We start from the raw sequence: 21,367 nt of genomic DNA, 5'->3' as shown, positions 1-21,367 counted from the left end.
GACCTCAGTCTTACAAAGAAAAAGCCGGAGTTGAACACTTCGGCTTTTTTGTTCCCTCTTCCCGCGCAGCGACTTCAGATATCTCCCAGGCGTTTCCCCTGTGATTTTTGAATGGGTACAGACATCGTCAGACTCAAAAATAGCGGACAATAACATCGCCTAAACGGCTACAAAAAAACCTCAATATTCTGTAACTTTGGCCGATAGATTTCTCTTTCGGCCATTTTGTTACGCATAAATGTTCATCGCCATCGCGGGTATGGGCTGGCACTGGAATTATTCAATATATCTTCATAGAAACTTCGAGCAGCTAAAATATCATTTGTTTCTCCGCCATAGCCTTTAATACGAAGACCGCCGAAATCTTCCTCTTTGAGGTATGACGACACACACGTACTGATGACAGCCGGTCGGCTGAGCCGGCTTAATTTGGCACCAATGTGCGCCTGTACGGCAGCATTCCAGCGTTGGTTTGCATAAACATGGAAGCCTTTCAATGCGAGGTCGCCAAAAATATGCTGCACGTCACGGGTTCGAATCATTCTGCTTGTTCCTCCGGGGCAAAACATCGCCAGTTCGGTGTCGTTCTCCGGGAAAGGATTATTTAATTCAGTTCCATGATTAACCACAGGAGGATAGCCACAACGTCTGTTTATTTCTTTCATGATGCCAAGCTGGAAAAGAGACAGAACCCCGCGCATACCGTGGTCCGAAACCCGGGTTACCGTTTTAGTTTCAAAGTTATTAGCAGAAAAATGGGGGGCAATAGCAAAGAGATCGTAATCTGCTGTGGCCGCGGTGGTGACATTGTTAACGGTATATCCTATGACAAACAAAGGTGTTCTGGTATTAGTGGCCATTGGCCAGTAAAAAACAGCATATTTATCACCTCGCTGTTCAAACTGAAAACGTACCGCTGGCGCATTCGGCTTTGTTGCTGTGAATTCATGGGTGTCATTTTCAAGCGTGAATAATTTTTTATTAATCAGCTCATCAACACGTTTTTTTGATATCACCAAATGGGTTTTGCCTACGCCTGGCGTGTTCAGAGATTTTCTCACATCGTTAGCATTGCGCACGATTTTCTCAGGATTACCGCCAGCCAGTTTACTCAATGTTGAATCCACACAAATGAATCCCGCCATTGGCCCCCAGTCAGAACTTTTGGCATGAATATCCAGTTTTTTAGTCCGATAGCCTTCTTCTATCAGGCTGGTGGAATAGAGATTAACTGGCCTTATAAATATAAAGCATGAATACTCACGTGATATTTTATTGATTTTATCAATATGGTTTTTCGTAATACCACAATTTATTGGAGTTAAATGCATTCAATCTTCATCCTGAATATTTATGGCGGTAAAATGCGGTTTTTTGTTAAACCGCGATTATACCAAAGAGAAAAGCTTAACTGAGTTTTTAATGAGAGTTGTGATGATGAATGCTTTTGTCATACAGGGTATTAACTTTAGCGATTATTGTTTAAGTTAAATACGTGTGAAAGCATGGAAAGTGTATTGTTTAAATCCAGCTAAATTAAAAACCTTTTATAGTTAAAGGCCGACATCCTGTTCGGCCATATTATTTAGTTACTCCGCTAAAATCCAAACGCTCACACTGCCAGCTTCACAGAAGAACTGCGCCGTACCGTGCTCGTCGGTTTCGATAATGTCTTCGCGATGCTCCAGCAAATCCCGCCATTTTCTGTGTGCGAGATTTTCACCCAGTTCAATGGTTTTCTCTCCCGCTTCGCTGTTGGACATCACCACCACGCAGCCCGGATGCTCTTCGGTGCCGCTGCGACTGAACGCAATGCAGTTCGGGTGATCGAAATAGTCGGTTTGCACGCCCCACGCATGGGTCTGCCGCGCTTTAATCAACGTCTCCAGCCCCGGAATGGCAGGCATATCGATGGTGTAATTATTGCCGTCATCGCCTTCATCTTCATAGGTGGCACCCAACAAGTCGGGATAGAAAACGATCGGCACACCCTGTTCACGCAACAGTATCAGCGCGTAGGCCAGCGGTTTGAACCACGGCTCGATCGGGGCTTCCAGCGATTGCAACGGCTGTGTGTCATGGTTAGCGACCAGCGTCACGGCATGCGCCGGATCGGCGGCCACCAGCGTATTATCGAAGATCTGCGTGAAGTTAAAATCCGCCCCCTGCTTTGACGCATGGTGGAAATTCAGCTGCAGCGGCGCATCGAAAAGCATCGTTTTGCCATCGACCTGATCGATATAGTTTTGCAGCGTCGGGACATCATGCGACCAGTATTCGGCGACGATATACATCGGCTGCTCCGCTTCTGCCTGAATATGGTCGATCCAGTCTTTATAGAACCACGCCGGTATGTGCTTGACCGCGTCAAGGCGAAAACCGGTGCATTGCGTCTGATCCATTAGCCAGCGCGCCCAATATTTCAGCTCCTCATTGACGGCGTTGTTACGGAAATCGACGTTGGCGCCCATCAGGTAATCGTAATTACCGAACTCGTCATCCACCTGATCGTTCCAGCCACCGGCGGTGTAATCGTTGACGATTTTGAAGATGCTATTTTCGTCCGGATTTTCGATGTGATCAACGCCGCTGAAGCAGTGGAAATCCCAGATAAATTTGGAGTACTGGCCGTTGCGCACCGGGAAGGTGAAACGCGTCCAGGCGTCCGCTTCAATGACGTCATCGCTGATGTCTTCGCGGTTATCAATATTGACGCGGTTAACCTGCACGCGTTCTTTTTCGTCAGCACCCATTTTGTGATTGAGCACCACATCGAGGATCACGCCGAGCTGATGTTGTTTCAGCGCAGCAATAGCCGCCAGTAAGCCTTCTTTATCGCCATACTTGGTGGCGCGGGATCCCTTTTGCTCGAACTCGCCAAGGTCGAACAAATCATAGGTGTCATAACCGACCGAATATCCGCCGGAATCGCCTTTATATGCAGGCGGCAACCAGGCCGCAGTGATACCGATTTCTGCCAGCCACGCGGCTTTCTCAGCCACTTCCGGCCACAGCTTTCCGCCGTCCGGGTAATACCAGTGAAAGAACTGAAACAACGTAGGATTCTGCATTCATGCTTTCCATTCAGATGACCGGGAAATGAAGTATGGAGCAGGATTTGGAAAAATGCGGCGCAAGGCAAAAAAAAGCCGGTCAGCAAGGCCGACCGGCTTCATTTACTTCATCAAAAAATCATCCGTTGATTTCAGGATGCTGGTCAATCAGGTTCTTTCTTTTGGCCTGAAGTTCAGCAATCTGCGTATCAATATCTTCGATTTTTTGTTCGATATTGTCGTGATGCTCTTGCAGGATTTCCTTCGCTTCAGCACGGTCAGAAGCCGCCGGGGTCGCGCCTTTCAGCGGACGGTTGGCGGTTTCTTTCATGAAGATCCCGGTGACCAGACCAATGACCGCGACCACCATCAGGTAGTAGGCCGGCATGTAAAGGTTACCGGTCGATTCCACCAGCCACGCGGCGATGGTTGGCGTCAGGCCAGCAATCAGCACCGAAACGTTGAAGGCAATCGCCAGCGCACTGTAACGGATATGGGTCGGGAACATCGCCGGTAAGGTCGAAGCCATCACACCGATGAAGCAGTTCAGCAACACTGCGAGGATCAGCAGCCCTGCGAAGATAAGCCCCACCACACCGCTGTTGATCAGAATGAAGCACGGGATTGCCAGAATAAACAGGCCCACGCTGCCGATGAGAATGAACGGCTTACGGCCAAAGCGGTCGCTCAGCAAACCCATAAACGGCTGGACGAACAGCATACCGACCATGATGGCGATAATGATCAACACGCCGTGGTCTTCAGAGTAGTGCAGGCTGTGCGACAAATAGCTCGGCATATACGTCAGTAACATGTAGTAGGTGACGTTGGTAGCGATAACCATACCGACGCAGACGATCAGCGGTTTCCACTGTTTGGTCAGAATTTCGCGGAAAGAGACTCTCGGCGGCTCTGCAATGTCTTTACGGGAATCGCTGTCGATTTTATCAACGTGCTGCTGGAACGTCGGGGTCTCTTCCAGCGCATGACGCAGGTAGATACCGATCAGGCCCAGCGGTGCGGCGATGAAGAACGGAATACGCCAGCCCCACTCGAGGAAGTTCGCTTCACCGACGATGCTGGAAATCAGGACAACCACGCCCGCACCGAGGATAAAACCGGCGATGGAACCGAAGTCCAGCCAGCTGCCGAGGAAGCCACGTTTTCTGTCCGGAGAGTACTCCGCAACGAAGATCGCGGCACCGGTGTATTCACCGCCCACCGAGAAGCCCTGCGCGAGTTTTGCCAGTAAAAGCAAAATCGGTGCCCAGATGCCGATGGTGGCGTAACCCGGTATCAGTCCGATACAGAACGTACTGACTGACATGATAATAATGGTGACAGATAACACTTTCTGGCGGCCAAACTTATCGCCCAGCGCACCGAAGAACAGACCACCCAGAGGCCTGACGAGGAATGGCACGGAGAACGTTGCCAGTGCGGCTATCATCTGAATACCTGGATCTGCGCCAGGGAAAAACACCTGACCCAGCGCAAAGGCGACAAAACCGTACACCCCAAAGTCAAACCACTCCATCGCATTACCGAGTGCAGCAGCGGTGATTGCCTTCTTGAGCTTGGAATCATCGATGATAGTGATATCGTTAATGTGCATCGGTTTGGCGCGTTTCTTTCTTAATCTAATCATGTACATCCCTTTTCTAAAATAACTCCACTGTGTAAAGCGTGAGGTATTTGTTCAGTACCCTTAATGTATTTCGGGCATCAATTGTTATTTACGAAACCATGACATTATAGAATGTTTTTTACAGAAGGGAAAAATGTGATCAGCATTACATTTTTGGCAGCGCCCGCCGTCAGTCCGCGGCAGTAAGTGGTAATGTGTTTTCAATTTAATGAAATCACATTTCAATTAATAAATGAAAGCCAGTGACCGGCTGATTTTATTGCCACTTATGAGGTGAATCATGGCGAAAGGTTCTCAGATTCAATTCAGTTTCCACACCGTTCCTGACCCGCAAACCGGTGCGCGCGTCACCCGTCTGACCCCGCCCGATGTGCTCTGTCATCGCAACTATTTCTATCAAAAATGTTTTACCCGCGATGGCAGTAAGGTTTTGTTTGCAGGGGAATTTGACGGCAATCGCAATTATTATCTGCTGGATCTGAGCACCCAAAAAGCGGTGCAACTGACCGAAGGTGAAGGCGATAACACCTTTGGCGGATTCCTTTCCCCGGACGATCAGTACCTGTATTACGTTAAAAACGAACGTCGTCTGCAACGGGTCACACTGGCGGATTTTAGCGAAGCAACGGTATATCAGGTGCCGGAAGAATGGGTCGGTTACGGCACCTGGGTGGCGAACAGCGAATGCACCAGCCTGGTGGGCATTGAGATCAGCCGCGAAGACTGGACGCCGCTCTCAGACTGGAAAATCTTCCAGGAGTTCTACCACAGCAATCCTCACTGCCGCTTGCTGAAGGTGGATCTGCTGAGCGGAAAATCCACCGTCATTCATGAGAAAAATGAATGGCTCGGCCATCCTATCTATCGTCCGTATGATGACAGCACCGTCGCGTTTTGCCATGAAGGCCCGCACGATCTGGTCGATGCGCGCATGTGGCTGGTCAATGAGGACGGCACCCATGTGCGCAAGGTGAAGGAACATGCGCCGGGCGAAAGCTGCACGCACGAATTCTGGGTACCGGACGGCTCCGCGCTGATGTACGTCTCCTACCTGAAAGGCCAGCACGATCGCCATATTCGCCGTTATGATCCGCAAACCGGCGAAGATATCAGCCTGATGACCATGCCTGCCTGTTCCCATCTGATGAGCAATGAAAAGGGTTCACTGCTGGTCGGCGACGGTTCCGGTACGCCGGTAGATGTGAAAGATACTGCCAGTCATACGATTGAAAACGATCCCTGGCTGTACATTTTTGATGCCCAAACACGTCAGCATGCCCCGCTGGCGGCGCACAACAGTTCATGGCGAGTGCTCGACGGCGACCGTCAGGTCACGCATCCGCACCCTTCTTTCTCGCCGGACGATCGTCACGTGCTGTTCACCAGCGATTATGAAGGTTTACCGGCGTTGTATCTGGCTGAAATTCCTGATGCCCTGCTCAGCTCATTACGTAAGGACTAACTGATGTTCATCTTTAGAAAAGACATTCCATTGCAGGATCTGGGCGACGGTGTGAGCCGTCGCGTTCTGGCGCACGACGGCACCATGATGGCGGTCGAAGTGTATTTTGAAGAAGGCGCGGTCGGCCCGATGCATAATCACGTGCATGAACAGCTGACGTACGTGCTGTCCGGACGCTTCAAATTCACTATTGGTGAAGAAACGCGGGAAGTGTCGGCAGGTGACACGTTGTACAAAAAACCGTACATCATGCACGGCTGCGTGTGTCTGGAAAAAGGCGTACTGCTCGATACCTTTACGCCGCAGAGACAAGATTTCCTCTGATTTCCTCACATTAAAAAAGCCGCAACGAGGGATAATCGCTGCGGCTTTTTCAGTACATCAACTGACAGGGTTATCGTCTTACCACTGGTATTTCACCCCCACCATGCCCTGATAGCCCTGATAGTTGTTATCACCCCAGGTGCTGCTGACTTGTCCCCAGGTCTGCCATTTTTCATTGATGGACCCCGTCACCCCGGCTTTGACTTCGTAACGGTTCACTGACGTCGCATTTTCAAAACGCACCTGATTGAAGTCCACGCTGTCTGACGCAGGCTTGCCGTTGTACCAGTTCACTTCGACGAACGGTTGCGCACTGTTCAGTTTCACTGTGTTCTGGCGGGTCAGACGAACGCCCATGCGGGTTCTGATGCCGTCGTCGCCGTTGGCGTTGACGTGTGTACCGTTTTGCTCGGTGTGACCGTCAGTTTCGTAGTGGCTATAGACCAGCTGTGCCTGAGGCGTGACTAGCCAACGGACTTCATCGGATTGTTTTAGCGCGAAGCCATAACCGGTTTCGAGTGAGACATCCGTCCCCTGACTGTCATAAGACTCCTGCGGTAAGCTGTCGCCGTTGACATCGTTTTTATACCAGGCGTGCTGGATCCAGCTATCGACGTAGGCCCCGGTCACGCGATCAGCCTGCGCATACCATGTGCCATAAGCCCCTATGCTGTAGCCGTTCACCTGACCACTGGCTTCGTAAGTACTGTTTTTCACGCTGGTATTGCTGCTGGAGTGGCCGTAGCCCGCCATCACACCGGCGTTGACCTGTTCACCGTTTGCACCATCGAGCTGATACAAATCGCTGCCCAGTTGCACCAGCGTGGTGTGGGTTTTCTCATCGTACAGACCGCCGTTACTTTTCTGTTTAGTGTAATCGCCGCCCAGACGCCCCCAGCCTTTCGCCATGTCGGTCTCCTGACTGCTGCGGGCTGCCCCAGAACGGTCATACAGCGTGTGCAGGAACATGTTCTGTGCCGCACGCTGGTTCGCCAGATACGCGCCCGGTTCAGGACGGAAGCTGTTGGAAGATGGCGTCGGAGGCGTTGGCGGTTCTGGCGGCTGCGGCGGCGTTGGTGTGTCATTGCCGGACTGAAGATACCAGTCGCCATTAGCGCTGTTTCTGACCAGATGATATTCATACGCGCCCGCCACGGCACGGCCATTGAGGCTGAACACACCGTTCGATGCCCCGCCGACGTCCACCACCTGAATCCCGGTGTTGGTCTGCGCGCCGCTCCCGCCGGCATTTTGCACCGTGACCTGCGTGGTCCCGGATGTATCACCTGCCACGACCAGTTTATCGGTTGCCGAGTTATCACCACCGAGTACGGTTCGCAGCGCCAGTATACCACCGCCGACATAGTTACCGCCGACGGACAGTGTATTACCGACCGTTGAACCGGCCAGTTGCAACAAACCGTTGTTGTTCAGATTACCGTTGAGGTTCAGTACGCTGGCCACCGCAGAGCCGTAAGCCGGGAGGCTGTTCAGCGAAGCTAATGTTCCGTTGTTGGTCACGTCGCCGCTGACGGTGCCGTCGCCGGAGAGCATCGCGCCCGATGCCACGGTTACCGCACCTGCACTATCCGCACCCAGTCTGGCACCTGTTTGTGTGCCGTCTCCGACAATCACCGTTCCGCTGTTGATATCGGTGGTGCCGGAATACGCGGGTTGATAGACGGTCAGCGTGCCTGCGCCGGTTTTCACCAGTCCGCCGGTGCCGGTGACGCTGTTAGTCAGCGTCATGTCAGCGGCGTTGTTAATCTGCAACAAGCCGTTGTCGGTGAGGGTCGCCGTGCCGAGGTTCGCCGTTTGCGAGGCAATCAGCGTGGCGTCACTGCCGATTGTGAAATTGCCGCTGAAGTTGCTGTTATCCGCCGCGAGGCTGATCACTTCGCTGCTGTCGAGCTGCACGGAACCTGCACCGAGCAGTTGATTATTGAGCGCCCCGCTGGCGGTCTGGCCATTAATCGTATCAAAGGTCAGCAAATCGTCTGCCGCATCCAGGGTGATACTGCCGGTGCCCAGCCCCTGGACGTTGTTCAGACGGACTTGCGAGCCGCCGGTGATCTGCGTAGTCGCCGAGAGATTCGGGTTCGCCCCCTCGATGGTAAGAATGCTTGGGTCGACAATCAGCTGGCCGCTGCCGCTCAGACGCCCGGTCACGGTTCCGCCGTTTGTGTCGCCCGTTGCGCGCTGGCTGTCGGTAATGGTCAGCGTGCCGCCGTTAAGATTCACATTGGTGTTCACCGCGCTGTTCAGTGCGCCAATGCTCTGGGTTTTTCCGTCCAGATCCACCTGACTGGTGCCGAGCAGATCCAACGAGGAGGTATTGCCGAGCGTGTGATTAAAGCCCAGACGCAACGTACCGTTGGTGACCGTCGTGATACCGGTGTAATTGTTCAGCGGGTTGTTGAGCGTGACGCTATTCACCACATCGACATTGAGCCCCCCGACGCCAGTGATCAGCGCGTGCATCTCATTACCGCCGATCGGCGCGCTGGCATCCTGTACCAGCGAAACTTGCTGACCGGCCATGAGATCCAGTTTGGTCAGACCGGAGTAAAGGAACAGACCGGTCTGGTCTTCCAGGTTGCTTCCGGTCAGCCCGTAGCTATAGGTCCCCACCCCAACGACTTTGCCAAACTGGGTGACATCAGCGATGGTGGGTGCCAGCGCATTGCCGGATCCATCAGTCAGCGTCAGGTTGGCCGAAGAGCCGGTATTACCCTGCGACAATATCAGCGCATCGCCGATAATGTCGTCCTGCTGAAGCAGCGGTTCAACGGTGGCGTTGGCCGGATCCGGCATCGTCTCAAGACCGTTCACCCGGATTTCGCCGCCGTTCAATGCCAGTTGATTGGTGGTGATCAACGTGTGGGTCAGCACGTCGAACGTTGTGGTTCCGCCGTTCATCACCAGGTTGCCGATGTTTTGGGTGCCTGCCCCAACGGTCATGTTGGCCGACTGATTTTGTAGCGTGGCGTGAGTCAGCGCCAGCGTATCCGCGCCGAAAAGCTGGAACGCGCCCTGCCCAAGGCTGACCTGTCCGGCGAAGGCGTTACCGCTGCCCGCGCCGAAGGAGAAGCGATCAGTCGCCGTGGCCATCGCCACGTTCATCGCACCCTGACCGGTCAGCGCATTGGTGAATGCAAAATTGCCACTTGCCGGGGCGACGTTGAGCGTCCCGTTAAGCAGCGCGTTGCCTGCACCGAGATTTTGTGCGCTGGTGACGGTCGATGAACTGTCCGCGGTCAGATCCCATGCGCCGCCAAAACCGCTGTTATCGCCGGTAATGTTCAACCCGGTGGCCGAAATACGGTTGGTACCGCTGCCGCTGATGGCACTGCTCAGCTGATTCCCCGCACCGCTGACGGTCAGTAAACCGCTGTTATCAATAGCGTTACTGAATGTACCGTTGGTGAGATTGATCGCCAGCGTACCCGGTGCAGCAACGGTGGCTGGACCCGTGCCGATACCCTGTGCGTTGGTCAGCGTCAGGGTACCCTCGCTGAGCGTGGTGCCGCCAGTGAAGGTGTTCGCGTTGGCAAGGGTGATATTACCGCTGCCCGCTTTTTCAAGGACACCGCTACCGCTGACGACGTTCGTGAATGTCCAGTCGGCGCCGCTGTTAAGGGTCAACGCACCGTCGTTGCTTATGGAAGCGCTACCCAGATTCTGCGCCGTGCTGGCCGTCAGGTTACTGGTGTTATCGACAACATAGTGACCACTAAATCCGCTGTTATTACCTGAAAGCAAGACATCCGAGCTACCGAGCACACTGGCCGAACCGGTGCCGCTCAGGGCGTTGGCCAATGTACCGGTTGCGCCGGTCAGCTGCACGCCGGTGCCTGCGCCGTTGAGATTCACACTGCCAGTGCCGAGCCCCGCGACATCCTCAAGCACCGCCTGCGCGGTATTATTGAGAATCACCGCTGCACTCAGACCGGTGTTTGCTCCGCTCACCGTCAGGCTACCGTCGTTCACCGTCAGATTCCCCGCGCCGGTCAGCGCACCTTCGCTCTGACCGCCCTGGCTCAGCGTCAGGTTCCCGCTGTTGACGTTCAGCGTTGAGCCCGCCGCACCGCTCAGGCTGCCGAGCGTCTGTGTTTTCCCGTTAAGATCAAATCCTGTGGTGTCTTGCAAGACCAGTTCGGAAGTCGCCCCGAGCGCATTATCACTGCCCGCGATCAGCGTGCCGCCGCTGACGGTTGTGGTCCCGGTATAGCTGTTGCTGGTATTGGAGATAGTGAGGGTCTGATCGCCAGAAGCACTGCCGTTCACCTCCAGATTACCCGTGCCGGTCACCAGCGCATTCAACGCCGCACTGCCGGAGGCCGCGCCGCCGTCCGGTGCCAGATGCAACGTCTGGCCGCTCAGCAGATCCAGCCCTTTCAGACCGTACCCGAGATACAGACCGTCGTTGTTACTGCCGGTTGTCAGCATGAAATCATAACTGGCATTAGCTACTGTGCTTGCGCCTTCGGTGATCGCCAGCGTTTGCGGGTTACCGACCGCCTGGCCGCTGCTGTCGACCAGCCCGAGCGAAGACGCATCGCCGGTTACCGTGCCGCTGGCTGCAACCAGCTGAGCCTGAATTTCGCCGTCGTCCTGGGCCAGCAAGTTCAGCCCCGGCGCAGGTACCGGATTAGGGACACCGTTGGTCACCGGCACGTCCAGCTGCACGGTGCCGCTGTTGAGGGTCAGGTCGGTGACGTTAACGATCCCCGCTGGCATTTGCGGCGGTGTTTGACCACTCCACGCCATGGTGCCGCCGTTCAGGGTTAAATTGCCGATGCGTTGATCCGTGGCAGCAACGGTCGTGATGTTGCCCGCATCGACCTGGAGCGTCGCGTTGGTTAATGCCACGGTGTTATCGCCGCTGAGCGTGAACTGGCCCTGACCTAATGCAACAGTGCCGGTGAAAGCGCTGCCCGCGGAGGCATCGAAGGCAAAGGTGTCGGTTCCCGCCGTCAGACCTGCTGTCAACGTACCGTTGCCGGTCAGCGCGTTGCTAAAGGTGTAGTCTCCGCCGGTCGGCGCATCAATGAATAACGAGCCCGGCAAGGCGATCTCCACCGCACCGCTGCCCAGGGTTCCGTCGCCGGTCAGACGCAGCGCACCCAGCACGTTGGTGCCACCGGTGTAAGTGTTCGCGCCAGTTAATGTCGCCGTGCCTCTTCCCAGCGCATCGACCCGACCAGAACCGCTGATCACGCCGTTAAAGGTGTAATCATTACTGCGGGTAAAGGCCAGCGTGCCGTTGTTGATGACATCCCCAAGAATACTACCGGTAGTGGTACCGCGCCCTAAGGAAAGTGTCGAAGCATTGCTGATAGTGGTGCCGCCGGTGTAGGTGTTATCCGCGCTGGTATCGATAATGCCTCGCGTGGTCAACTGGCCTGCGCCGCTTATCACGCCACCCAGATTGATTCCCGATGTTCCGATGATAGTGCCGCCACCGGTACCCAGTGTGATGTCGTGGGCAAACTCGCCCGCGACGTTAACACCGAGCGCCGCGTTGTTATTGATTGTGACTGCCCCGCTCTCATCACCGAGTGAACTTGTGTTTATGATAGTGACCTGGCCGCCGCTAATGACCGTTCCGCCGGAATACGTATTCTCACCAGCCATCGTCAGCGTTCCGGTGCCGTCTTTCACCAGCCCGCCAGTGCCGCTGATCGCGCCGCTCAAACTTTCATTGCCGTTATTTTCCAGCGTCAGCGTAGCGGAACCGAGCGTGATATCACCGCTCGCGCTAAGGTTATTCACTGTCTGATCAAAGTTGTTCAGATCGAAAGTCGCACCGCTCGCGATATTCACTGCACTGCTTGCCGCCAGCGCATTTTCAATACTCGTTTGTAAGGTACCCGCATTGACAGCCGTTGCGCCGGTGTAAGTATTCGCCGCCGACAGCGTCAGCGTACCCGTGCCCGCTTTGGTCAGTGAAGTACCATCCCACACAGCGCCGTTGGCGGATTTGTCAGCCAGCACCACGTCCACATCAAAAGTATCGGCATTATTGAGGGTAAAGGTACCGGAGGAAAGCGGTGCCGTTGCATTCCACGCCAGTGAGTTGCCAACGCTATAATCCATGCCATCGTCGGATTTTTTCGCATCAGTGATAATGTAATCCGCACTGCCCGCGCTGACGCCTTGAACAGCACCGAAGTCACCGGTGATGCCGCCTGTGGTGTGGATAACGACTGTACGTGCGCCGTCGAGATCGCTGGCTTTGGCTACCGGTCCACTGGTATATCCGGAGATATCCAGCGTGGAACTGGAGGAATTGAGCGTCGCGTCTGCCGCTGTCACCAGCGGTGCCATGCCTCCTAAGGTGACATTCAGCGTACCGTCGATCACCGCCGAACCGACAGAGACAATCTGCGAATTGGCGTCCAGTTGCAGGGTTGCGCCGTTGTCGACATTCAGCGACGCGGCATTAAACGTGCCGGTTTGCGTCAGATGTAGCGTACCCCCGCTGACGTTGGCGGCGCCGACCGAGTTACCGGTATTGGAAAGTGTCAGAACGCCGATGCCGGTTTTGGTCAACCCGCCGGTGCCCGTGACTGAACCGTCGAACGCCGTGTCGCCGGTATTTTGCGTCGTCAGTGTCCCCGTCCCGAGTGCAATGATCCCCGCTCCGCTCAGATCCTGCACCAACTGGTTGAAGTTGTTCAGTGCCAATGTCGCCCCGCTGGCAACCGTGACACTGTCACTGGTAGCGATCGCGTCGTTGATACCGGTAGTCAGCGTCCCCGCCGTGACACGGGTTGCGCCGGTGTAGGTATTGGTGGCGGACAGCGTGAGATTGCCTGCGCCAAGTTTGGTAAGCGACGCGCCATCCCAGCCGGAGCTGCTTGCCGCCTGGTCGGCCAGTGCCACATCCACGTCAAACGCATCCCCGGCGTTGGTCAGAGTGAAGTCACCGTTGGCACGCGTCGTTCCGGCATTCCACGTCAGAAGGCTGCCCACGCTGTAGCTGTTGCCGTCGGTGGATTTACTCGCACCGTTAATAATGTAATCAACCCCACTTGGCGTGATGCCGGTCACCGAGCTGAAATCGCCGTCAATACCCCCGGTGGTCTGGATAATCACTGCGCCCGTACCGTTCAGATCGCTGGCTTTGGTGGCTGAAACAGGCGTAAAGCCGCTGACATTAAGCACCGAGCCGCTGCCAAGGCTGGCATCAGACGCCGTCAGCATTGGTCCGGTACCGCCGAGCGTCACGTCCAGCGTGCCGTTAACCGTAGAGTTTCCAGTGGTAGCCACCTGCGACGTGCTGTCGAGTTGCGCCGTCGCACCGGTATCGACCAGCAGGCTGGCGGCGCTGAAGGTACCATTTTGCGTCAGATGCAAAATGCCGGCTTCAACTTCCGCTGCGCCGATACTGTTGCCCGTGCTGGAAAGCGACAGGGTACCCGTGCCGGTTTTCGTTACGCCACCTGCGCCAGTGATTGTGCCGTCAAACCCAGTGTCGTTGTTGTTTTGCGCTGTCAGGGTGCCGGTGCCCAGCGTCACTGCGCCCGCGCCGGTCAAATCCTGCGCCGTCTGGCTGAAATTATTTAACGCAAGCGTCGCGCCGGAGGCGACGTTCACCGCCGAGCTGGTGGCAAACGCATTGGCGATGCCGGTAGTCAGCGTTCCCGCCTCAATGTCAGTGCTGCCGGTGAAGGTATTGGTTTTGGACAGCGTCAGGTTCCCCGCGCCCAGTTTGGTCAGCGATGTGCCGTCCCACGTCGTGCCGTTAGCGGTTTCATCGCCCAGCGCCACGTCAACATCAAACGCATCCCCCGCATCTGCAAGGGTGAAATTACCGGTCGCCTGCGACGTGCCGGACGTCCACGCCAGCTCGCTGCCCAGACTGTAATTTTTGCCATCGGCAGAAAGTTTGGCATCGTTGAAATAGTAATCCACGTTGCTGCCCGTTACGCCCGTCACCGTGCCAAAGTCGCCGGTGATCCCGTTCGTGGTTTGCAGGATAACCGTGCGCGTGCCATTCAGGTCGCTGGCCTTGGTCGCCGTAACCGAACTAAAACCGCTGACGTCCAGCGTGGAACCTGCACCCAGCGTGGCAGTATCGGCGGTGATTTTTGGCGTCGTGCCGCCGAGCGCGACATTCAGTTCGCCCTCAATATCCGCCACGCCGCTAGAGGTGACGTGCGCATTGCTGTCGAGTTGCGCTGCGCCGCCGGTGTTAACCGTCAGATTCGTCGTAGTGTAAGCGCCGTTTTGAGCGAAATGCAGGTTACCGGCATTCACCGTCGTGGCACCCACTGAGTTGGCGTTGCCGGAAAGAGACAGTTCGCCGGTACCTGTTTTAATCACATCGCCGGTGCCAGTAATTTTGCCGCTGAACTGAGTGTCAGTATTATTTTGCGCGGTCAGATCACCCGTCCCCAACGTAATGGTCCCCGTCCCGTTGAGGTTCTGCAATGTCTGGTCGAAATTCCTAAAGCCCAGCGTGGTATTGGTATCCATTTTTACCGAGCTACTGGTGGCAATGGCGTTTGCAACGCCCAGATTGATCGTGCCGCCGGCGATTTCTGTCGTCCCGGTATAGGTATTCACGCCATTGAGCGTCAAAATGCCGGTACTGCTTTTCGTCAGACTTCCCAGGCCGCCAATCACGCCATTCACCGTCCCGGCGCCGACCTGTAAAGTCGTATCCGCATCGGTGATATTCACAATACTGCCGCTGCCGGTGCTTATCGCCGTGGCGGCATGGGTATTGGAACCGTTAAAGTTCAGCGTCTGCGCACCATTAATCGACCACGACGCCTGCCCGAGCAGAGTATTCACATCCACCGTGTAAGCGTCACCGTTCAGACTTACCGTACCGGTGTAATTGTTCGCTGCACCGTTAAAAGCGAGTCCGAGTGAATCCGGGGTATTTTCACTCATATTCACGCTGAACGTGCCGGAACCGGTGAGATTACCGTTCATCGCCAGCGTATGAGCGCCGGAGTCGGCGGCATAGTTCAGCGAACTGGTGTTGAGGGCGTCGACATCGCCGTTAAAAATAATATTCGCACCGGCAAATTGCTCAAAATCCAGCGTCGAGTTTGAAAGGGAAATCGGTGAGGTCAGACTGTCGAAGTGATAGGTTACATCGCCGCTAATCGGCGTGGCCTGCGTACCTTTCATGAGCAAGGTTGAAGCATCAAGCGAAAGCGCATTGGCAGAAAAATAGTAATCAGCAAACGTCGAGGCATCACCCAGTTGCACGATCGCTCCATTCGTCACGCTGACTGTGCCGGTGCCAAGCGCATTCGTTGCCGCCATCCCGTTCAGTGTGCCGGAGGTGACCTGCGTACCGCCGCTCCAGGTGCCGCTTCCCGCCAGATTGGTGACGCCTGAACCTGTCTGAGCCACAACGCCGGTCCCCGAAATATTATCGGCAAACGTCAGGTCATCACTGCGATTGAACGTCAGGGTGCCGTTGTTGACGACCACACTGTCAAGTGTTCCGGCGGTGCCGCCGTCACCTATCTGCAATGTGGTTCCGCTGCCGATTGTCGTTCCTCCGGGCGCCGTGCTACTGAGATCTCCCGTCACGACAACATTACCGGCGATAAGATTAATCGCGCCAGCAACCGGCAACGTATTTGTCAGATCCCATTCCACACCGGGAGCGTTGATGTTCAGGGTATTGATCGAATTACTGTTTACATTATTACCGAAAGTCCCGACTGACGCACTGCCGCCCAAAAGGTTGAGCACATTTCCTGTCTGACCCGTCTCAAGCTGAATATCCCCGGTAATATCAGAACTGGTATTAAGATTAATGGTATTGTTACTGCCATAGAGTTTAATCGCCACGCCAGCGTTGCCTTCATCTGACGTTATTGACCCGGCATTATTGATAGTGGCGCCGCCCGTGGAGGCGCTGCCGTTAATAACACCGTGCGAACCGGAAATAGTCGCGCCTTCATTATTCGTCAGGGTCATTCCGCTGCCGAAATTAGCTAACCCGTAAAACGTCGTGCCGCCCGTACTATCAATCAGGCCATTATTGATCACAGTGAAATCATTGCCACCGTTGAAATTCAGGCCATTCCCGCCCTGAATGGTGCCGTTGTTGGTGATCGTATTGGCACTGCTGTCGGTGGCAAAGTTAAGCCCGGAACCCGAAGTGCCGCCCGTGACGCTCACGCCACTGTCGATGGTGAAAGTACTGCCCGTCACGGTTGCATCAGCGCTTAACGCATCGACGGGCGCACTGATGTTGCTTATGACATCAAAGTCAGTGCCAAGGCTAAGGGTCACGTTACAGGTCGTGGTGCCGCCATCACACCCGGCCCCGGCCGAAGGAAGATCAACAGCTAACGCATGTTGAATACCGAGAGTGGAAGAAAGCAAAATAATCTTTAGAGCGATATACAATTTGTTTAGAGGATAATCTTTCAACTCACGTTTTATTTTTTCGGAATTAAAGGAGTGCTGTTCGCTTTGCATAATGTACTCGCCCTGTATAAAGATGTTGTTTCCCACGAGGTTAAAATTTTTTTGCGCTGTAAATTAATTACCCTTCCTAAAAATAAACACAGGTTAAAACGTCGAGTAATTATCATCCCGAAAATTTTTGTGATGAAAGAATCGCAAACCAGTGTCAGAGGTCTTAAGAATAGTCTTAAGTAATTTGCCTTAAAAAGTTATAGTCTCTCGAAGAAAAATTGCCAATTTAAAAATACGCACCCTGTTAGCTTCATGCGAGTAAATTAATATAAAAATAATATGATTAGGGTGGAAATGATTTTTTATATTAATGTTATTAATATTTTCTTTATATAAAAATTATAAAAACCTGACATAAAAAAGGCGCCTGTTAAGGGCGCCTTCCGGAGTGTCTTATTTATTAGGATGAAGCAGGCACGCAAAGATATCAGAGCGTGCCGGTACCGCCATCGGAACACCACACCTGACCTGAGGTGTAGCTGTTTTCATTCGAGGCTAACGCCACGTACATTCCCGCAATTTCGGCAGGTTGTCCCGGACGACCCAGCGGCGCCTGCTCACCAAATTTCTCGACTTTTTCCTGCGGCTGACCGCCGGAGGTTTGCAGAACGGTCCAGTAAGGCCCCGGTGCGACAGAGTTCACGCGAATACCTTCCGGTGCCAGCTGCTTGGCCAGGCCTTTGGTAAAGGCAACGATCGAAGCTTTGGTTTGCGAATAGTCGAGCAGGTTGTCGCTCGGCAAAAAGGCCTGTACTGAAGAAGTATTAATGATTGCGCTGCCACGCGGCAGATATTCCAGTGCAGCTTTTGTTATCCAGAACATCGCATACACGTTGGTTTTAAACGTGGCATCAAAGGCTTCAGTAGTCAGATCTTTAATCGAATTACAAAACTGCTGACGACCGGCATTGTTGACCAGCAGATCCAGCCCGCCGAGTTGCTCAGCGGCATCTTTCACCAGACGCTGACAGAATTTCTCATCGCGAATATCACCGGGGATCGCCACAATTTTATGGCCTTCTTTACTCAAAAGGTTCACCACATCTTGCGCATCCGGCTCTTCATCCGGCAGGTAATTGATCGCAACATCTGCGCCTTCGCGGGCGAAAGCAATCGCCACCGCTCTGCCGATACCGGAATCCCCGCCGGTCACCAGCGCCTTGCGCCCCTTCAGACGTGAACTCCCTTTATACGACGTTTCGCCGTGATCGGGCACCGGGATCATCTTGCTGACGAGGCCGGGGAACGGCTGTTTCTGCTGTTCAAAAGGCGGCGTCGGGAAGGTGTCTACGCGCGGATCGTTAAGGGAAACGGGGATGGTTTTTTTGCTGTTCATACACAAGCTCCTTGTCTGAAAACGTATGAAGGAACCCTAAGGGTAGGACAAATTACGCGAGGCATGATGCATTAAGGATATTTCTGAGTTTGCTGGCCCGCCCTCCCGCAGTAAGGGAAACCCTTTCAATCATTTGCATTTCGACACAATTATTCGCCCCTCCTGTCAGGCCGTTTGTCGTTATCATCCTGACCTATCTGAAAAGAACAGGCTTCGTTGCAATGACAAGGGAATGGCAGCGGGCGTTATGTTGATGGTGTTGAACGGGAAACATTATGCGTCATTCTAAAATTATTATGTTGTCAGCTCTGGTTATGACCTCCCTTATGACGGTTGCTCACACCGCATCAGCGGCCACTACGTCTCATGAAATCCAATCGTTCTTTGACGATTCTACCGAATATAAAATTGGCGACGCCGTGCCAGGTATGTACCGCACTAAGCCCTATGAAATTATTGACTGGCAGCAGCGTCACCTGCCTGCGCCGGACGCGGGTACCCACTGGACCTACATCGGCGGCAACTACGCGATGATTACCGATACCGACGGCAAAATCCTTAAAGCCGAATCGGGCGATATCTATTTCCAGTAATACGATCACTGGTTATACACAAAGGGCGCTCTCCGTAAGGAAAGCGCCCTTTTGTTTCCTGCGATCTCAGTGCTTATCAGCTCAGAGTTCAGCAGCACCGGGATTATTGAATCCTACACGGCCAATGAAGGGTAAGCGCAGTGCGGGAGATTTGATATCCACACCGAGGTTCAGCCCCAGCACATTGACTTCAACTCCCTCTTCGACACCCAGTGTCACCCCCAGCAGCCCCAGTACGGAGACCTGCACCCCGCGCCCTGACGGCGGTAAACCGATCGGATTCGTTATCCCGCGGTAATCTTTACCAATGGCATTCGACGGCAGGTCCAGCTGCAGATCCGGCACTTCGCGGCCAATATGCGCCATAAAGGTGTTGCTGTTCGGCCCCGGCCACGCGTGGTAGGTCTGCGGGTAAGGGTAATTTTTGATGGCCGCTTCAATTTGCGGGATCATCGCCTGTGCTTGTGCACCACGGTGATCGACAAGCTTTCTTGGTCGTGAACCAAACCAGTAACCGTCCGGGATTGCGTAGTCACGACGTACAACATTGGTGCTGCCCCAGCTGATCACGTCGTAACGGGTAAACTGTGTTTCCCCTTCCCGCTTGAAAATAATCCACGGATGTACCGCTACCAGCCCGCGCCAGCCGTAGGTCGGCGCGGCATAAATCTGCACAATGGCGGTACTTTTAAATTTCACCGGATCCGGTGCAATCCCGGCGGAATCACGTCGCGCCGTCGACCAGTTTTGCGCCGGTGCTTCTTTGGTTTGCGTCGCTTTGGCATAGCTGTAACCAAACGACAGCAGTAAAATGCAGACAAACGCGATGCTGAACCATTTAAGGGTGATCATGCTTTATTCACCTGAGGGAGTTGTTCGAAACCACAACATTACCCATTGCCTATGGGGGTGGCAATGTGAAAATCGGCAGCGAGAACCAGAACTTATAATGACACATCAGGGGCTGGCAGAAAGTCTCTCCAGCCCGTTTGAAATTTAGCGCTTCATCGCACATTCCATGCGACCACCGTGAACGGTAAGTTGCGATAAAACAGCGTCGAGTTCGCTCAGTCCGACGGCGGTTTTCCTGCCTGTATTACCCGGCTGAGTTCTGCAACCAGTAGGCATAAGGCATGGGGAGTACGGTTTCCGGTTGGCTGACTTTCAGCTCGCGCGCGGCCAGGAATGGCCAGTGCGGATGAGTCAGCAGCGTGCGGGCAAAAAAGACCACATCCAGCTTTCCGTCCTGAATAAAGGCGTCGGCGTCCGTGGCGCGGGTGATCATCCAGCTGGTCGCCACCGGAAGACCGGAATGACATAAAAAAAGGGGAGATATCGCTATCTCCCCTTGATGATTTACTGACTTAATGATTAATGACGCTGATGCGTGAACACCGGTTCAGGTTGAGTACGACGACCCAACATGCCCATGGCACCGGCCAGAACGGCTTCGACGATCAACATAAAGAAGGTGAACCAGCTGGCTTTGGCGGTTGCAGCGGCCGCTTTCTCACCGGCTTCACGGGCTTTCTGCTCGGCCTGCTTTTTCAGTTCTTCGTATTTCGCACGGGCCTGCTGATAGGTTTGTTCAGCCTGGCTGACAATCTGATCGACTTCCTGATCGCTTTTCCCGGTACGAGCTTTGATGATATTTTTCAGTGCATCGCGGTCAGCGGCCTGGAATGTCGCTTCATTGCGTGAGATCAGACCTTTAATAAAGTTGGTCAGATCCGCATCGGCGGTTTGAGGATGGTTAGCCGTATCATTGGCCTGAGCCTGCGCATTATTCGCCTCACCTTCGGCTTTATTTTGCAAATTCTCGGGCTGTAATTCCGGCTTGCCGGTCTGACGCAGCGTCGTTTCAAGTTCATTCTGCAAACTGTCGAGATTAATATTATTCTCGCCCAGTTTTTCTTTTACCATCTGAGTCACCGGCGGCGCGGCGGCGGATATTCCGCTACCTAACGTTTGTAACCCGGAACCCACCACGCTCATTGCACCGCTCATGGCGTTATTCACGACCACCAGCAGGAACCAGGCGCAAATCAGCGTATTCACCCCGAACATCAGCAGACCGTGCAACGCACCTTCGCGCTGGGCCAGACGTCCGCTGGCGTACGCACCGGCAGCAATAGAAATCAACATACTGGCGCCAGTCCAGATTGCGGCGCCCATGCCCAGACCGTCCAGAGGATTTTGCTCTTTAAGCGGGTCAATCGTACTTGCACCCACGGCCGTGCCCAATATCGACAGCAGTAAATAAACCACCATCGAAATAATGACACCCGCAAAAATCGCGCTCCATGAAATACGTTTCAGTGGAACATTGTTCACCGGTTCGACCACGGTATTATTGTAATGACCCGGTGCAGGGGTTGGGTTTTCAATCATTTTGACATCTCCATTTATTACCAGACTTTTCGTTAGCAAAATGCAAATCAGGTACGTTGAACTCCTAAGAACCACCGCTAAAGCCAGAATTAAATATAA

11 protein-coding genes are annotated in these 21,367 nt (G+C 54.0%); 3 read left to right on the top strand and 8 right to left on the bottom strand.

Features of this window, described 5'->3' with window-relative positions; genetic code table 11:
* Window positions 1–242: 242 nt before the first annotated feature.
* The 3 genes from TU92_RS14035 to proP all read right to left on the bottom strand — a co-directional run bounded on the left by TU92_RS14035 (window position 243) and on the right by proP (window position 4,698).
* On the bottom strand, window positions 243–1,331 hold the full coding sequence (locus tag TU92_RS14035) for an anthrax toxin-like adenylyl cyclase domain-containing protein (protein ID WP_112167844.1): 1,089 nt from the start codon (window positions 1,329–1,331) through the stop codon (window positions 243–245).
* 258 nt (window positions 1,332–1,589) lie between these two features.
* Complete coding sequence (amyA, locus tag TU92_RS14030) at window positions 1,590–3,071, bottom strand: alpha-amylase (protein ID WP_112167843.1); 1,482 nt, start codon at window positions 3,069–3,071, stop codon at window positions 1,590–1,592.
* 121 nt (window positions 3,072–3,192) lie between these two features.
* Window positions 3,193–4,698 (bottom strand): glycine betaine/L-proline transporter ProP, encoded by a 1,506-nt coding sequence (proP, locus tag TU92_RS14025; RefSeq protein WP_112167936.1) that lies wholly within the window; start codon window positions 4,696–4,698, stop codon window positions 3,193–3,195.
* Between the two features lie 283 nt (window positions 4,699–4,981).
* Here proP and TU92_RS14020 point away from each other — a divergent pair, with 283 nt between their 5' ends.
* On the top strand, window positions 4,982–6,163 hold the full coding sequence (locus TU92_RS14020) for an oligogalacturonate lyase family protein (protein WP_112167842.1): 1,182 nt from the start codon (window positions 4,982–4,984) through the stop codon (window positions 6,161–6,163).
* Window positions 6,164–6,166: 3 nt separating this feature from the next.
* Window positions 6,167–6,487, top strand: a complete 321-nt coding sequence (locus TU92_RS14015; protein ID WP_112167841.1) for a cupin domain-containing protein — start codon at window positions 6,167–6,169, stop codon at window positions 6,485–6,487.
* A gap of 78 nt (window positions 6,488–6,565) precedes the next feature.
* Here the strand turns inward: TU92_RS14015 and TU92_RS14010 are convergent, their stop codons facing one another.
* Window positions 6,566–16,852 (bottom strand): autotransporter outer membrane beta-barrel domain-containing protein, encoded by a 10,287-nt coding sequence (locus tag TU92_RS14010; RefSeq protein ID WP_167457524.1) that lies wholly within the window; start codon window positions 16,850–16,852, stop codon window positions 6,566–6,568.
* Window positions 16,853–17,375: 523 nt separating this feature from the next.
* Complete coding sequence (locus TU92_RS14005; RefSeq protein ID WP_112167839.1) at window positions 17,376–18,284, bottom strand: SDR family oxidoreductase; 909 nt, start codon at window positions 18,282–18,284, stop codon at window positions 17,376–17,378.
* A 275-nt stretch (window positions 18,285–18,559) separates the two neighbouring features.
* Between TU92_RS14005 and TU92_RS14000 the strand changes: the two genes are divergently transcribed.
* Window positions 18,560–18,877, top strand: coding sequence for an RcnB family protein (locus TU92_RS14000; protein ID WP_112167838.1), 318 nt, complete (start codon window positions 18,560–18,562; stop codon window positions 18,875–18,877).
* A gap of 81 nt (window positions 18,878–18,958) precedes the next feature.
* On the opposite strand, the gene TU92_RS13995 is transcribed toward TU92_RS14000, so the two are convergent.
* From TU92_RS13995 to TU92_RS13985, 3 genes are all read right to left on the bottom strand, one after another.
* Window positions 18,959–19,729 (bottom strand): DUF3750 domain-containing protein, encoded by a 771-nt coding sequence (locus TU92_RS13995; RefSeq protein ID WP_112167837.1) that lies wholly within the window; start codon window positions 19,727–19,729, stop codon window positions 18,959–18,961.
* Window positions 19,730–19,973: 244 nt separating this feature from the next.
* Window positions 19,974–20,177, bottom strand: a complete 204-nt coding sequence (locus tag TU92_RS13990; RefSeq protein ID WP_244207818.1) for a hypothetical protein — start codon at window positions 20,175–20,177, stop codon at window positions 19,974–19,976.
* 71 nt (window positions 20,178–20,248) lie between these two features.
* Window positions 20,249–21,268, bottom strand: coding sequence for a hypothetical protein (locus TU92_RS13985; RefSeq protein ID WP_244207819.1), 1,020 nt, complete (start codon window positions 21,266–21,268; stop codon window positions 20,249–20,251).
* Window positions 21,269–21,367 lie beyond the last annotated feature (99 nt).

The sequence above is a fragment of the Rahnella inusitata genome (genome assembly GCF_003263515.1).
Classification (GTDB): Bacteria; Pseudomonadota; Gammaproteobacteria; order Enterobacterales; family Enterobacteriaceae; genus Rahnella; species Rahnella inusitata.
This window is presented reverse-complemented; position numbering and strand designations above follow the sequence as displayed.